The sequence below is a fragment of the Arenibacter sp. P308M17 genome (assembly GCF_003426735.1).
In the GTDB taxonomy this organism is placed as follows: Bacteria; Bacteroidota; Bacteroidia; order Flavobacteriales; family Flavobacteriaceae; genus Arenibacter.
On record NZ_QVON01000002.1, the window covers coordinates 162,370 to 177,616 of the forward strand.

At 41.0% G+C, this 15,247-nt stretch carries 13 protein-coding genes; 8 read left to right on the forward strand and 5 right to left on the reverse strand.

Features of this window, described 5'->3' with window-relative positions:
* Positions 1–19: 19 nt before the first annotated feature.
* Positions 20–544 (reverse strand): DUF4199 domain-containing protein, encoded by a 525-nt coding sequence (locus D0S24_RS04750; RefSeq protein ID WP_181938027.1) that lies wholly within the window; start codon positions 542–544, stop codon positions 20–22.
* 159 nt (positions 545–703) lie between these two features.
* Between D0S24_RS04750 and D0S24_RS04755 the strand changes: the two genes are divergently transcribed.
* The 3 genes from D0S24_RS04755 (at position 704) to mtaB (ending at position 3,980) form a co-directional block, all read left to right on the forward strand.
* On the forward strand, positions 704–955 hold the full coding sequence (locus tag D0S24_RS04755) for a type B 50S ribosomal protein L31 (protein WP_117019308.1): 252 nt from the start codon (positions 704–706) through the stop codon (positions 953–955).
* Positions 956–1,210: 255 nt separating this feature from the next.
* Complete coding sequence (locus tag D0S24_RS04760) at positions 1,211–2,386, forward strand: GlmU family protein (RefSeq protein ID WP_117018726.1); 1,176 nt, start codon at positions 1,211–1,213, stop codon at positions 2,384–2,386.
* Between the two features lie 265 nt (positions 2,387–2,651).
* Entirely contained in the window at positions 2,652–3,980 is a 1,329-nt protein-coding gene (mtaB, locus tag D0S24_RS04765) for a tRNA (N(6)-L-threonylcarbamoyladenosine(37)-C(2))-methylthiotransferase MtaB (RefSeq protein ID WP_117018727.1), read from the forward strand.
* An 80-nt stretch (positions 3,981–4,060) separates the two neighbouring features.
* Here mtaB and D0S24_RS04770 read toward each other — a convergent pair whose 3' ends face one another.
* The gene (locus D0S24_RS04770) at positions 4,061–4,354 is read right to left on the reverse strand and encodes a GNAT family N-acetyltransferase (protein WP_072861005.1); all 294 of its coding nucleotides are present in this window, start codon (positions 4,352–4,354) and stop codon (positions 4,061–4,063) included.
* Between the two features lie 143 nt (positions 4,355–4,497).
* Here D0S24_RS04770 and D0S24_RS04775 point away from each other — a divergent pair, with 143 nt between their 5' ends.
* The 3 genes from D0S24_RS04775 to cls all read left to right on the forward strand — a co-directional run bounded on the left by D0S24_RS04775 (position 4,498) and on the right by cls (position 7,891).
* A complete protein-coding gene (locus D0S24_RS04775) occupies positions 4,498–5,175 on the forward strand; it encodes an alpha/beta fold hydrolase (RefSeq protein WP_251795717.1) in 678 nt (225 codons plus the stop codon).
* A 296-nt stretch (positions 5,176–5,471) separates the two neighbouring features.
* Positions 5,472–6,428: a lytic transglycosylase domain-containing protein gene (locus tag D0S24_RS04780; RefSeq protein ID WP_117018728.1), complete on the forward strand. Its 957-nt coding sequence runs from the start codon at positions 5,472–5,474 to the stop codon at positions 6,426–6,428.
* Complete coding sequence (gene cls, locus D0S24_RS04785; protein WP_117018729.1) at positions 6,428–7,891, forward strand: cardiolipin synthase; 1,464 nt, start codon at positions 6,428–6,430, stop codon at positions 7,889–7,891. Before D0S24_RS04780 ends, cls begins: the two co-directional genes overlap by 1 nt.
* Positions 7,892–8,387: 496 nt before the next feature.
* Here the strand turns inward: cls and D0S24_RS04790 are convergent, their stop codons facing one another.
* Both D0S24_RS04790 and D0S24_RS04795 read right to left on the reverse strand, forming a co-directional pair.
* A complete protein-coding gene (locus D0S24_RS04790; RefSeq protein WP_117018730.1) occupies positions 8,388–8,903 on the reverse strand; it encodes a DUF2892 domain-containing protein in 516 nt (171 codons plus the stop codon).
* 4 nt (positions 8,904–8,907) lie between these two features.
* Positions 8,908–9,789: a DUF6263 family protein gene (locus tag D0S24_RS04795; RefSeq protein ID WP_117018731.1), complete on the reverse strand. Its 882-nt coding sequence runs from the start codon at positions 9,787–9,789 to the stop codon at positions 8,908–8,910.
* 206 nt (positions 9,790–9,995) lie between these two features.
* On the opposite strand from D0S24_RS04795, the gene rpmH reads away from it, so the two are divergent.
* On the forward strand, positions 9,996–10,157 hold the full coding sequence (rpmH, locus tag D0S24_RS04800; RefSeq protein ID WP_026809253.1) for a 50S ribosomal protein L34: 162 nt from the start codon (positions 9,996–9,998) through the stop codon (positions 10,155–10,157).
* A gap of 101 nt (positions 10,158–10,258) precedes the next feature.
* Entirely contained in the window at positions 10,259–13,111 is a 2,853-nt protein-coding gene (gene carB, locus D0S24_RS04805; RefSeq protein ID WP_117018732.1) for a carbamoyl-phosphate synthase large subunit, read from the forward strand.
* A gap of 103 nt (positions 13,112–13,214) precedes the next feature.
* On the opposite strand, the gene D0S24_RS04810 is transcribed toward carB, so the two are convergent.
* Entirely contained in the window at positions 13,215–15,068 is a 1,854-nt protein-coding gene (locus D0S24_RS04810) for a Xaa-Pro dipeptidyl-peptidase (protein WP_117019310.1), read from the reverse strand.
* Between the last annotated feature and the right edge of the window lie 179 nt (positions 15,069–15,247).

The window sequence follows — 15,247 nt, forward strand, 5'->3', positions numbered from 1 at the left end:
ATCTTTTCAAAAGTACAAATTACTGAATAGTTTCTTTCCTTTTTAAAATTAATGCTGGAATAAGTGATAACAAAAGGCTTGCCACTATACTATAAATTAGCCCAAAGACAATTTGCATGGAAGGTGTAGAGAATTTTTTACCCATTTCCATTTGGGCATCAATTTGCTCAGGGGTCATTTTAGTGGTTTCCATGAGTAGTCCTCTTTGATATTCCATAGCTTTGTCCATCATTTCAGGATCTATAAGTCCGGCCATGATCTGATTGAACAAAATTCCAATGATTCCACCTATTAGGCCAATACCCACGCCAACCTTTAAACCTTCCCCAAAGGTCATTAAACCGTTATTGTCCCTTTTGAATTGCATCATGCCTATAACGATCACCGCAAGCATTATTAAAAGACTAACTCCCAGTACCATCATTCCGCCTTGGTAATGCATATCCAACGAATAAAGCATTAGAGCAAATACAACGCTCAAGGCACCTAGGATAAGTCCATAGGTTAAAGCGTATTTTCCTGTTTTTGGTTTGGTTTCTTCCATGTTGATTAAATTTTGAATAGTTATTAGGATTAGTGTTAAAGTCATTAAATTTGTTACGTTTAAAGATAGGCAATTTTTATTTTTCTTTTTTGGGATTTAAAGTTGTTCTTTTCAGAAAAATATTTAAATTTGCACCTCGAAATTAAGCAGGAACAAAACATGAAAAAAGATATACATCCAGGGAATTATAGATTGGTAGCCTTTAAGGACATGTCCAATGAAGAGGTATTCATCACTAAATCCACAGCCGATACCAAAGAAACTTTAGATGTTGATGGGGTTGAATATCCATTGGTCAAATTGGAAATTTCCAGAACTTCACATCCATTCTATACCGGTAAGGCCAAATTTTTGGATACCGCAGGACGTATCGATAAATTCAAGAACAAATACGATAAGTTCAAAAAATAATATTTTCTTTACAAAAGAGTTATTAAGTCACGCAGAAGCGTGACTTTTTTTGTTATAATTTAGTATAGTACATGACAAAATTCCATTTCGAAAGATTTTCCTTAATTTTCAACCCCAACCCTAAAGGGTAAAATCAAGGAAAATCAGGCTCCCCTGCCTACCGGACAGGCAGGCTTTAGGGTTTGGGGCAATACGGATTTTCCGAAAAATATTGTTAAAACTATTTTTGTCATGTACTTAAGATAATTTAGTTGTATGAACTATATTCTTTTTGACGGTACGGTTAGAAGGGCATTGTTGCCGTTCACATTTACCAGACCTGTTGCAGATATTAGGATCGGTGTTCTCACCATTAGGGAAAAGTGGGAAAATTATCTGGGGAGCACAATTACCACCATAACCGAGGATTATCTTTCCGAAAGATTTCCTATGGTGGAAATGGACGAAAATGTGCTTATTAATGCTTCCTTTTTGCCCAATCCGGACTTGGTTGGGATAGTGGCCCAATTAAATGAAAAAGAGGCGGTGTTTTATGGCGGGGAGGTAATCGCCTTTTTTGCCAAGGAAACCCAGGAAGAAGTTGATTTTTCCACCTACGCCCATATTGAATACGAAGGTCCCGTACTGCGAATTGAAAATACTTGGGATATCTTTTCAAAAAATGGGGAGGCCATGCAGGCAGATTTCGAGCTGTTGACCAAGGGCAGAAAAAGTGCCCCCATTTCCAAGACCAATAGTGTGGTACACCCGGAAAATATATTTTTGGAAGAAGGTGCCAGTGTGGAATACAGTATATTAAATGCTTCCGAAGGCCCCATTTACTTGGGCAAAAACTCCGAAGTATGGGAAGGCAACCTTATTCGGGGAGGTTTCGCCCTTTGCGAAAAGGCAGTGGTGAAAATGGGCGCCAGAATCTATGGCCCTACCACTGTAGGCCCCTATAGTAAAGTTTGTGGCGAAATTTCCAATTCTGTACTTATAGGATATTCCAGTAAGGGGCATGAAGGCTATCTGGGCAATTCGGTGCTGGGGGAATGGTGCAATATTGGTGCCGATTCCAATAATTCGAACTTAAAAAATAATTATGCAAAGGTGCGCCTATGGAATTATGATACCGAAAAATTTGAACAGACCGGACTACAGTTTTGCGGGCTAATGATGGGCGATCATAGCAAAACGGCCATAAATACCATGTTCAATACCGGAACGGTAATTGGTGTAAACTGTAATATTTATGTCCCCGGATTCCCCAGGAATTTTGTTCCCAGTTTTAGTTGGGGAGGGGCTTCCGGTTTCACTACATACCAGCCCCAAAAGGCCTATGAAGCTGCAAAGGTCATGATGGCACGTAGGGGGGTGGAATTCAATGAAATGGATGCCAGGATTTTGGACCACGTTTTTGAGGAAACCAAAAGGTGGCGCAAAGATTAAAAAAATCAAAAATTTTTTTATTTTGCCTCACCCGGAACTGCTGAAAAGGCAGTCCCGACCTCTCCCAAGGAGAGGTAAACCGGTCCATACCGGCACGGACGGACCCTGACCAAGGGGGTCGGAGAATCTATAGATTGTCTCTCTTCATAATAAATTGACCAAACCTTAGGCAATTTTATAGGGATTCCTATTTATTGGTATATTTGCAAACGTTTGGGATCAATGTATTAAAAACCGAATTGGATTCGGTCCAAGAAGAACCATGATGAAGAAAAAAGTCGCTTTCTATACCCTGGGCTGCAAGCTCAATTTTTCCGAAACCTCGACCATAGCCAGGAACTTGATAGAGGAAGGCTTTGAGCGTGTTGATTTTTCCGAAAATGCGGATATGTATGTCATCAATACCTGTTCCGTTACGGAAAATGCGGATAAGCGATTTAAATCCATCGTAAAGCAAGCACAAAAGAGCAATCCCAACGCCTTTGTTGCGGCCATAGGGTGCTATGCACAGCTTAAACCCGAAGAATTGGCAGCGGTGGACGGTGTTGATCTGGTCTTGGGAGCCACGGAAAAGTTTAAGATCGCGGATTATGTAAATGATCTTTCCAAAAACGATTTTGGACAGGTACATTCCTGCGAAATAGAGGAGGCCGACTTTTATGTGGGCAGTTATGCCATAGGGGACCGTACCAGGGCATTTCTAAAGGTACAGGATGGCTGCGATTACAAATGCACCTATTGTACGATTCCTTTGGCCAGGGGGATTTCGAGAAGTGATACCCTTCAGAATGTTCTTAATAATGCCGCTGAAATCTCATCTAAGGGCATCAAGGAAATTGTACTTACAGGGGTTAATATAGGTGATTATGGTAAGGGGGAATTTGGCAATAAAAAGCATGAACATACCTTTTTGGATCTGGTAAAGGCCTTGGATAGGGTAGAGGGCATACACCGCCTGCGAATTTCCTCCATTGAACCCAATTTGTTGAAAAATGAAACCATAGATTTTGTGGCGCAGAGCAATTCCTTTGTACCCCATTTCCACATTCCCCTACAAAGCGGTAGCGATGCCATTTTAAAATTGATGAGCAGAAGATATTTGACCCATTTATATGTAGATAGGGTTAAAAAAATAAAGGAAGTGATGCCGGATGCCTGTATTGGGGTCGATGTCATAGTTGGATTTCCAGGGGAAACCGAAGCACATTTTTTGGAGACCTATAATTTCCTAAATGAACTCGATATTTCCTATTTGCATGTATTTACCTACTCTGAAAGGGATAATACCAAGGCAACGGAATTGTCCGGGGTAATCCCTAAAAAAGTAAGGAATAAAAGAAGTAAAATGTTGAGGGGACTTTCCGTTAAAAAAAGAAGGGCGTTCTATGAGGGGCAATTGGGCACGACCAGAACCGTTTTGTACGAAGCCGAAAACAAGGAGGGATACATACATGGCTTTACCGAGAATTATATAAAGATAAAAACACCGTGGAACCCTAGCTTGGTAAATACCTTGCACGAAATTCAACTTACGGAAATTGATGATGATGGAATGGTAAGGGGTATTGAGGTGGGCAGTATGGTAACTGTCTAGATATACTAAAAGCTACTAAATATAGGGTCCAAAGGGATAAAATAAAAAAGCCTCCCATTTACGGGAGGCTTTTTATATCGTTATATTCTTATCCCTACCGGAAGCATTTCCTTGTATTGCCGGTTTTTCCTTAAAAAACCTGCAATTTGGGGACTGGTAGGTACAACCCGTAAATTTTGTTCTTGGATATGGCTCAGGACACTTTTAATGAATTCCTCTTTAAAACCTTCCTTTGTTATTTCCTCGGGAATCACAAGCTTTGTTAAAAAAACTTTGCGCTCTTGGGAAGAGTATTCAATTTTGGCCAAGTGGCCGTCAACCCTGGCTTCAAATTGTCTCAAGAAGCCATTGTCCTTAATTTCTACTTCATTCATATAGTTTGATTTTAAATAATGACTAATTTTGGATCATAACGTTCTCAAATTACAATCTAGGCTTGTAAACTAAATAAACGCATAAGCAGGGACGAAAAAGCCAAGAAAACAAAGTTAGTGAAAAATTCGTTATTATCCTATTTATGATTGAAAACCGGACGGTCCAAAATAAAAAACATGTTTATTTCATGCCCGGCATGGCGGCCAATCCCACTATATTTGACAAATTGGAACTGCCTACGGCCATTTTTGAGAAGCATTTTTTGGATTGGTCGGTTCCCGATAAGGATATGAGCCTGGAGGATTATGCCCTGAAAATGTCCCACCAAATTAAACATGAGGATGCAGTTCTGATAGGGGTGTCCTTCGGCGGTATTTTGGTACAGGAGATGGCCAAGCACATTAAGGTGGAAAAGGTCATTATTATTTCGAGCGTCAAAAGTAATTCGGAACTGCCCAAAAGAATGATTTTTGCCAAGTATACCAAAGTGCACAAATTATTGCCTACCGGTCTGGTGAACAATATGGAGCTTTTGGCCAAATATGCCTTTGGCGAAACCATCCCCAAACGCCTGGCCCTTTACGAGCAGTACTTGTCCGTCCGGGATAAGTATTATTTGGATTGGTCCATAGATGCAATAGTGAACTGGAAACAGACAAAATGCGCCGATAATATTGTTCATATTCATGGTGATAAGGATCCGGTCTTTCCCATAGCCTATATAAAAGATTGTATTAGGGTCAAAAATGGGACACATACCATGATTATTCATCGCGCAAAATGGTTTAATGAGCACTTGCCTACAATTATTTTGCAATAAGGCAGTTGTATATAGAAACTGTTTAAATTCTATCCTTTGGTTCTTTTAGGCGCCTTTCAATGATTAAGCTATTTTACGGTCCGTAGCTTTGGTTATGTTCCCAAGAGCAATCGGGATTAAAATACCTTAGCCTGACGAAAAATATACTTTAAAATGTTCCAAAAGCAAAATATAAACAGTTTCTTAATATCTTTGAGGTAGAAACGGATAAATGATCCTGACCTCCGAGGAGGAAATGTTACTACTAAATGTAGTAAGACGTATACTATAATTTTAATATTTAAAAAATTGAACAGATGAAGGTTATAAAGAACATTTTAATGATTTTGGGAGTTTTTTTTGTTGGAAGCACCTTAATATTTGCTGTACAAAACCAGTATAGGGAAACTTCCGTGGCGGTTGTGGAACCTGAGGCCAAAGCAATTGATAGTGACGAACCGGGCTATCGGATTACGGCCATTGAGATTCCGGACGATTTAAACTTTGCAGGGGAGCCGGTTCCTTTTGACGATCCGGAAATTATGGAACGGGTAGACCGTGAGTTTTTGGTGAACACCTATTGGCAGTCCAATGCCCTTTTACTTATGAAAAGGGCCCATAAATTCTTCCCCATTATAGAACCTATCTTGGCGAAAAATGGAATTCCGGACGACTTTAAATACTTGGCCTTGGCGGAAAGCGGGCTTCAAAATGTGGTTTCACCGGCCGGTGCCACGGGCTTTTGGCAGATTATGAGTGCCACGGGAAAAGAATACGGCCTGGAAATCAACAGCAATGTGGATGAAAGGTACCATGTTGAAAAATCGACTGAAGTGGCCTGTAAATACCTAAAAAAGTCCAAGGAGAAATTTGGAAGTTGGACCTTGGCCGCAGCTGCATACAATGCGGGGGCAGGAGGCATCCAAAAGTATATGGGAATACAAAAAGCCGATGGCTATTATGACCTTCTTTTAGGGGAAGAAACAGGTCGCTATGTATTCCGTATATTGGCCATTAAGGAAATATTATCCAATCCCGAAAAATACGGCTTCCATATTGAAAAGGAAGATATGTATACCGCCGTCCCCACCTTTAATGTTGAAATTGAAGAGCCAGTGGACAATTTTGCCGATTTTGCGGCACTCTATGAAATCAACTATAAAATATTAAAGCGACATAACCCTTGGTTGAGGGAACCCCATTTAAACAATGCTTCCAAAAAGAAGTATACTATAGAAATTCCAAACAAAGGTTACTATAAGATCTCCAAGTAATGGGTGCTTACCTAAAGGATAATATTTGGCCCGTACTTTTAGGTATTAATTATTTGTTGGTCATTTTTTTTTCGGTTTTGATCGTTCTTAAGAACAAGAATCCGGTCAAGACGCTATCCTACATTTTCGTTTTGGCAACATTGCCCTTTATAGGGCTGCTCGTCTATTATTTTTTTGGACAGGATTACAGAAAGGACAAGATTTTTGAAAAAAAATACGTCGGGGACAATGACCAACTAAAAAAATGGCGCAATAGCTTTAATCTCGACCGTTCCGAAAGGGACGATTTAAAGGAATTTTTGGGAGAAGGTATTTATAAGATCTACCAATTAATGCGGAATAACGAAAGGGCCTTGCTTACCTTTGATAACGAGGTGGACATCCTTATAAATGGAGAGGAAAAGTTTAAATATTTAAGGAAAGATCTTCAAAATGCCAAACACCACATACACTTGGAGTATTTTGTGCTGTTCGATAAAGGTCTGGGCAGTGAAATTATTGACATTTTATGCAAAAAGGCTAGGGAAGGAGTAAATGTAAAACTTATCTATGATGATGTTGGCAGTGATATCTCGAAAGTTTTCAAAAAGAAGCTTACAGATAGCGGAGTAAAACATTTTCCGTTCATGCCCGTTATGTTCTCCAACTCTACCAGCAAACTTAACTACAGGGACCACAGAAAGATTGTGGTAATAGATGGTGATATTGGGTATGTAGGGGGTATAAATCTAGATCAGAAATACGACAACACCTTTGATAATGAAAGATACTGGAGGGATACCCATTTGCGTATCAAGGGAGGTGCCGTAGGTGCCCTCCAATCCTCTTTTGTCCTAAGCTGGAATTTTGCTGCCAAGGATAGTATGGAGATTGAGGAAATTCTACTCCCCAAACAAAAATCCGCTACCCAAAAACCCGTAGCGGTACAAATTGCGGCAAGTGGTCCCGACAGTGATTGGGCCAATATTATGGAAGCCATGTTTTGCGCCATTAATTCGGCACATAAAAGTATCCTGATCACTACTCCGTATTTTATACCCAATTCGTCCATTCTTACGGCCTTGACCACCGCTGCAAGAAGTGGGGTAGAGATAAAGATCATAATACCCTACGAATCCGATTCGGTGGTAGCGCAGTATGCCACCGACTCCTATATTGATGAATGTCTAAATTCCGGCATCTCCCTTTATCGTTATAGAAAAGGGTTTATTCATGCCAAGACTTTGGTAATAGATGATATGTTCTCCAGTATTGGAACGGCCAATATGGATTATCGGAGTTTCTCCATGAATTTCGAAATAAATGCCTTGATCTACAATAAGGAGTTCAATCAACAAATGCGGAGCCAATTCCATTTGGACCTGCAGGAATGCGAAGAGGTTACCTTGGAACGCTGGGAAAACAGAAACTTGATTAGAAGGCTAAAAGAGTCTTTTAGCCGACTTTTCGCTCCCCTGCTTTAGAAGTTGGCAATGAGGGCAGGACATCAAGACCGATAATCGAGGAATTAATCGAGTGTTAAATTAACCGTAAATGACTTCCCAGTTCCGTTACAATTGAGATCTTTATTGGAATGAACCCTGCAGCGGTAGTCACTTCGACAGAGTCCCTTTTCGGGACGACGAGAAGTCACACATACTGGCTGGGAGTTATATGTGTGATTTAGCTCATGTATATTTATTTCAGGGGTATTCGTGAACCTTCGGTTTAGCTTCGCTGAACCTTCGGTTTCTCATATGCATTCGAAATGACGATCTGGAAATTTTCAATTAATAACAGTCTTTAACTATCTCTCTACTTGTATCATATTTGTTATGTATCTCAAAATCAAATTTTTGAAATAATGTCATTTTATCCGCTTGAATAATAAAATATCTTGGGTCTCGAAGTAATGATAGATTGTCCGGTCAAACGGAGTCTGGATCGCAATTCAATGACAGAACATACTTATATATAACACTAGATTTTTTTCAATTGCTGCTGCATCATCTTGATCTGTTCCGCAAGCATATTTTGTTTGTCCAGCTTTTTCGCTTCGTTCAATAGTGTGGTAGCTTCCCTTTTTCTGCGTTTTTGCATGGCAATACCGGCAAGGCTCAATTTGGCCATTGCCACATCATAATCCATATTTAGACCAAATTTCAAGGCCTTTTTAAAGTATTTTTCGGCCTGGGTAAGGTTGGTCTGGGAAAATATGATTCCATTCAAATAATTATAATACCCATTTTGCTTTGTGGTAAGGGCGGCATCCGGGTTTTTAATTTTATCCAGCCATTTTTTTGTACCCGCCAAATCCTGTTTACGCATTTTAAGAAATGCCAATAAAATAATCTCATTCCTAAAATATAGAAATACAAAAATGGAGGAAAGGAAGATCAATGCAATCCCATTGCCTATATTCCCTTCTACAAATTGATATACCGCATAGGCTATAATAAGTCCGGCTATAACTAGTTTTAAATTTTTATTGAACATATTGTTATTTAATTAATTGGTACGTTATTTTAGATGTAATAGTGGTCGGTATTTCTTGTCCGCCCATTTGCGTCATGGTAGATACCCCGGTAGATATCCCCTCTATCAGCATGTATGTAACAAATCCGGTATCGGTATCCGCCGTTATGGTAGTGGTTTGGGTACCCTTCAGTTTCATAATGGTATTGGCATCCTCTACATCCATTAACACTGCAGCCTTTCCGTTAATAGTTGCCTTACCGTCCACGATACTTTTAAGGGTCCATTCATTGGTCGTCTTCAATTTGCCATTATAGACATTTTCCCATTTATCGTTTACGCTGACCTTTCTATCTGGATAAATGTAGGTCAATTGTTTATAGCTATTGGACAATGCTACTGATCCAAACTCATTTTCCAAGGATTTTTTCATCATATTGATAGAGAATTCATCTTCCAGACCAGAGGCCCTGGCCATTTTGGAAACCAGACTATCACCTCCCTGAACCTTTAATATGTTCCCGGTCCTTGCCAAAACCATTTTCACCGGATTGTTCAGTATGGTGTTGAACACTTTGGACTGCACGTCGTTTTCATTCACCTCCTTGGCCCTGACATTCATTAATTCCCCTTGGATACTAGAGGTCATTTTTAGGTTTAGATCCTTAAACGTCAAAGCTACTTCATATCCATTTTCCAATTCTCCAAGCACTTTAAACTCCAATACACCATCAATGTGATTCGTAATTTCATGGGCTGCACCGTCCAATTCCTGGGTTATGATCTGCTCGGCATCCTGCTTGATTTTAAAAATAGCTCCCTTTTTTAAATGATATTGCAAGGTGGTTTGTGCATAAACACCCATATTGTATAGGATGCAGACCATTAAAAAAATAAAGCGTTTCATGTTAAATTGTCATTCTGATTAAGCCGATGCAAAAGTAGTAAAATCCTGTGGGCCTAATAGGGGACAATCCTAAAAAAATATTTTTTTAATTAGATTTGCCAATGCAAAAACTCTTTGTATATTTGCAGCCGGATTTTGCTGTCGGTGAGGCAAAATTAAAGGATAGACAAAAACGAAATTTAAGCATACTATAAAAATACGCTACGATGAGCAAAAGAACATTTCAACCATCCAAAAGAAAGAGAAAAAACAAACATGGTTTTAGGGAACGTATGGCTACTGCCAATGGTAGAAAAGTACTTGCTAGAAGAAGAGCTAAAGGAAGAAAGAAATTATCCGTATCCTCGGAGCTGAAGCACAAAAAATAATGATAGAATTGTTTTTTAGAAATAACAAAGGTGTTACTTTTTCCGAAGTAGCACCTTTTTTTTGTCCAATACCCTTTTTTATATAATAAACAACTAGTAAAATGCCCAAAAGAAAAGATTTAAACTCTATTTTAATTATTGGTTCGGGACCCATCGTTATTGGTCAAGCGTGTGAATTTGATTATTCAGGTACACAGGCGTTGAGATCTTTAAGGGAAGATGGTATAGAAACGATCCTCATTAACAGTAACCCCGCCACCATAATGACCGACCCAACAATGGCCGATCATGTCTATTTAAAACCATTGACCACAAAATCCATCAGGGAAATTTTGGAAAAGCATCCCAATATAGATGCGGTCTTACCTACCATGGGGGGGCAAACGGCATTAAATCTTTGTATTGAAGCGGATACCAAAGGAATTTGGGAAGATTACGGAGTAAAGATCATAGGTGTGGATATAGACGCCATCAACATTACGGAAGACAGGGAAAAATTCCGTGAGCTGATGCTTAAAATTGGTATTGGTATGGCCCCTCAGGCAACTGCTACCTCCTTTCTAAAAGGGAAGGAAATTGCCCAGGAATTTGGATTTCCCTTGGTGATCAGGGCCTCCTATACCCTTGGGGGTGCCGGTGCTTCCATAGTCTACAAACCGGAGGATTTTGATGAACTGTTAAGTCTGGGATTGGAAGTTTCCCCAATACATGAGGTCATGATAGATAAGGCCTTAATGGGATGGAAGGAATATGAACTGGAATTGTTAAGGGATAAAAATGACAATGTGGTCATTATTTGTACCATAGAGAATATGGACCCCATGGGGATCCACACTGGAGACTCCATTACGGTGGCACCGGCCATGACGCTGTCCGACACCACCTTCCAGCGAATGAGGGATATGGCCATAAAGATGATGCGCAGTATCGGGGATTTCGCAGGAGGCTGTAACGTTCAGTTCGCCGTAAGTCCTGATGAAAAGGAAGACATCATTGCCATAGAGATCAACCCCCGGGTTTCCCGATCCTCGGCATTGGCATCAAAGGCCACCGGGTATCCCATAGCCAAGATTGCCGCCAAACTGGCCATAGGATATAATTTAAATGAGCTGAGCAATCAGATTACAAAATCTACCTCGGCCTTATTTGAGCCTACTTTGGATTATGTAATCGTAAAAATACCGCGCTGGAATTTTGATAAATTTGAAGGTTCGGACAGAACCCTGGGCCTACAGATGAAATCGGTGGGAGAGGTAATGGGCATTGGCCGATCCTTTCAGGAAGCTCTTCACAAAGCCACCCAGTCTTTGGAAATTAAGAGGAACGGACTTGGAGCGGATGGTAAGGGATATACCAATTATGACGAGATTATCAGCAAGCTCACCATCCCCAGTTGGGACCGTGTCTTTGTCATATATGACGCCATTCAATTAGGGATTCCTCTAAGCAGGATCCATGAAATCACTAAAATAGACATGTGGTTCTTAAAACAATACGAAGAACTGTATCAATTGGAAAAGGAAATTTCCAACTTCAGTATTGAATCCCTTTCCAAGGACCTGCTTTTGGAGGCCAAGCAAAAAGGGTTTGCCGACAGGCAGATTGCCCATATGCTGGAGTGTTATGAGAGCGAGGTATACAATAAGCGTGTTGCCCTTAATATTAATAGGGTCTACAAACTGGTAGATACCTGTGCGGCCGAGTTCAAGGCCATGACCCCTTATTATTATTCTACCTTTGAGGCAGAAATAGAAACCCCGGACGGTAAGAAATATGTGGAGAACGATAGTATTGTAAGCGATAGGAAAAAAATTGTGGTACTTGGCTCCGGGCCTAACCGGATCGGACAGGGTATAGAATTTGATTACTGCTGTGTACATGGGGTATTGGCGGCTTCGGAATGTGGTTATGAGACCATAATGATCAACTGTAATCCGGAAACGGTTTCCACGGATTTCGATATTTCTGACAAACTGTATTTTGAACCCGTATTCTGGGAACATATCTATGATATTATCAGGCATGAAAAACCAGAAGGGGTCATTGTTCAGCTAGGCGGCCAAACTGCTCTAAAGTTGGCGGAAAAACTGGATAAATACGGAATTAAAATAATAGGTACCAGTTTCAAGGCATTGGATCTGGCAGAGGACAGGGGAAGTTTTTCCAATTTATTGGCCGAAAACAATATACCTTTCCCACAATTCGGTGTGGCCGAAACTGCCGATGAAGCCTTGGCCCTGTCGGATGAGTTGGACTTTCCTTTGCTGGTAAGGCCATCCTATGTTTTGGGAGGACAAGGAATGAAGATTGTGATCAACAAGGAAGAATTGGAAGAGCATGTTGTAGACCTTCTGAGAAAAATACCTAACAACAAGCTGCTGTTGGACCATTATTTGGATGGTGCCATAGAGGCAGAGGCCGATGCTATATGTGATGGGGAAGAGGTTTACATCATCGGAATTATGGAGCATATTGAGCCCTGTGGTATCCATTCAGGGGATTCCAATGCCACCTTGCCACCGTTTAATTTGGGGGAATTTGTAATGCAGCAAATAAAGGACCATACCAAGAAGATCGCCTTGGCCCTGAATACTGTGGGACTCATCAATATTCAGTTCGCCATCAAGGATGATGTTGTTTATATCATAGAGGCCAACCCTAGGGCCTCCAGAACGGTACCATTTATTGCCAAGGCCTACAAAGAGCCTTATGTAAACTATGCCACCAAGGTAATGCTGGGAGAGAAAAAGGTAAAGGACTTTAATTTTAATCCGCAATTGGAGGGCTATGCCATAAAGCAACCGGTATTTTCCTTTAATAAATTCCCTAATGTAAATAAGAATTTGGGGCCTGAAATGAAAAGTACCGGAGAGAGCATTTTGTTTATAGATAGTCTTAAGGACGATGAATTCTACAACCTGTATTCCAGGCGTAAGATGTACTTGAGCAAGTAAATCCAGATTTATGGACAATGGAAGTAATCCACTCCCAAGGAAATAACAAACTCCTTTTTCTATTCACATAGAAAAAGGAGTTTTCTTTTTTATATAGAATAGTTTACTCGGTGGCACTATTGTACGCTTTTGTACCTCCCACAACAGGTAAGGTCAAAGTAGTTGCATCCAGATCTACCGATAATTCCGTTCCTGGATCGGGCAAAAGGGTAAATTCCCTATCACTTGAGAAAACCATAAGTGCAATTTGTTGGCCTTTGGGTATAATCTGATCGTCCGGCATCAGGTCAAATGTTAAATGGTAGAACTGTCCCGGCACCAAAGGCTCACTATGCGTAAGTGAACTATGGTTCTGTGGATCTGCCCAACCCCGGGTTATTATATTATCCGTTATTTTTGCATTCTTACCATCGTTCCAAGGCAAGGAAACCAACCAAACCGATAGATTGGCGGCGGCCTTGTTGCTCGCTACGGAAATACTGATTTTAGGGGTTCCGGATAGGTGAATATCCTCCGTCAGGGTTGGTGTAATATAAAGTAGACGATGATCGGTAAACTCGGCCTTGGCTAAAGTTTCTCCAGAAAACGAAAAGTTATCCACGAGGGTTTCCGTACCTTGACGGTCTTGCTTTTCGGTACTTAACCTGCCTTTCGTAGGTGCCCCTCCTTGAAGATATAGCGTTACCGGGGCTGCTTCCGGATTTGGATAATCCTTATAGGGGGTAGGATGCTCCTTGTCGGCATTCTCCCTAACTATCCAGGCTTTGGCATCTTCTTCCACAGCATTTTCAATACCGTGCAGATAACGGGTGAACCACTTGTTCATCATTGTTAACGGCGGTTCCCCTCCATGCCCGTTCTGGTGATAATAAATTTGGGAGGGCAGACCTTTGTCCTTGGCGGCCTTATATATTCTGTAGCTATGCTCCGGCATTACGTTCCAATCATTAAATCCGTGTGCCATTAATAAGGCGGCCTTCATAGGTCCCATATCATTTAAATAATCCCGGCCGGCCCAAAAAGCGTTGTAATCCCCGGTGATCCTATCCATCCCATTTTTCATTTCGGTATCCCTAACGACCCTATTGCTATAGGCACGTTTGGACTCGTCCCCGCTATGTATAAAATCGTAAAGTACATCTATATCCTCGCCCAAATAGCCACCTGGAGAGCGTACTAGGCCATTGGACCTATAGTAGTGGTAATAGGAAGTATTTGGAGCGATCGGAATTATGGCTTCCAAGCCCTTGACCCCTGTGGTAGCCGCCGCCAAAGGAATCGTACCATTATAGGAGGTCCCCGTCATTCCCACTTTTCCGGTAGACCAATAGGCCTTTACCTTTTCTTTTCCATAGGGTTCCGTATAGCCTTTGGCCCTACCACATAACCAATCTATTACCGCTTTTGGCGCCAAGGACTCATTGTCCCCACCTACGGTAGGCGACCCTTGGGATAGCCCTGTACCCGGGGAGGAAGAGTGTACTACAATATAGCCACGGGGAACCCATGTTTGAATATGTGATTTGGAAATAATAGGTCTTTCCCCGGTCCTTACCACCTCGGGATGCAAACGTTCTTTGGCACTTGCCCCCAATTCGTGCCGTACATCCCAAAACATCTCCTTTAAGTTGGAAGCCACCCCTGCAAAGTAGGGACTACTTATGTATATGACCGGCAATTTAAGTCCTTCTGTTTCCGTTTGCCCTGGCCGGGTTACCGATACGTGCATCCTATCCTTCATTCCATCCCCATCGGTATCAAATTCTGTCTCCACCCAAAGGTCATGGGTTATCCATTTGGATTGGTCACTAAAACCGGGTACGACCTGGGCCTCTCCGTCCTTAAAAATTGGAACGGATTTTATTTCCAATGATGTGTCACTTTTTTGGGCGTTGATTAAAGTTAGCGCTCCAAATAAAAATGTAAATACATATGCAATTTTGTTCCTGATCATCATGGATGTTATATTAATAAATAGTATTTGGATTCTTATTATTTGAGAGGTTACATCTTTCATTCCAAACGCAATCAATAGCCATATTATGGAGCGAATATAACCAAAATAAGTTGTACAGGGTATCCAATATATTAGCCGATCCATGTCATTAGTGAATTTGCCAACTGCGTAGTGCTTAC

Excerpts from the sequence above, each read along its gene's own strand:
- D0S24_RS04750 (WP_181938027.1), bottom strand. The coding sequence starts at position 544 with ATGGAAGAAACCAAACCAAAAACAGGAAAATACGCTTTAACCTATGGA.
- D0S24_RS04755 (WP_117019308.1), top strand. The coding sequence starts at position 704 with ATGAAAAAAGATATACATCCAGGGAATTATAGATTGGTAGCCTTTAAG.
- D0S24_RS04760 (WP_117018726.1), top strand. The coding sequence starts at position 1,211 with ATGAACTATATTCTTTTTGACGGTACGGTTAGAAGGGCATTGTTGCCG.
- mtaB (WP_117018727.1), top strand. The coding sequence starts at position 2,652 with ATGAAGAAAAAAGTCGCTTTCTATACCCTGGGCTGCAAGCTCAATTTT.
- D0S24_RS04770 (WP_072861005.1), bottom strand. The coding sequence starts at position 4,354 with ATGAATGAAGTAGAAATTAAGGACAATGGCTTCTTGAGACAATTTGAA.
- D0S24_RS04775 (WP_251795717.1), top strand. The coding sequence starts at position 4,498 with ATGATTGAAAACCGGACGGTCCAAAATAAAAAACATGTTTATTTCATG.
- D0S24_RS04780 (WP_117018728.1), top strand. The coding sequence starts at position 5,472 with ATGAAGGTTATAAAGAACATTTTAATGATTTTGGGAGTTTTTTTTGTT.
- cls (WP_117018729.1), top strand. The coding sequence starts at position 6,428 with ATGGGTGCTTACCTAAAGGATAATATTTGGCCCGTACTTTTAGGTATT.
- D0S24_RS04790 (WP_117018730.1), bottom strand. The coding sequence starts at position 8,903 with ATGTTCAATAAAAATTTAAAACTAGTTATAGCCGGACTTATTATAGCC.
- D0S24_RS04795 (WP_117018731.1), bottom strand. The coding sequence starts at position 9,789 with ATGAAACGCTTTATTTTTTTAATGGTCTGCATCCTATACAATATGGGT.
- rpmH (WP_026809253.1), top strand. The coding sequence starts at position 9,996 with ATGAGCAAAAGAACATTTCAACCATCCAAAAGAAAGAGAAAAAACAAA.
- carB (WP_117018732.1), top strand. The coding sequence starts at position 10,259 with ATGCCCAAAAGAAAAGATTTAAACTCTATTTTAATTATTGGTTCGGGA.
- D0S24_RS04810 (WP_117019310.1), bottom strand. The coding sequence starts at position 15,068 with ATGATGATCAGGAACAAAATTGCATATGTATTTACATTTTTATTTGGA.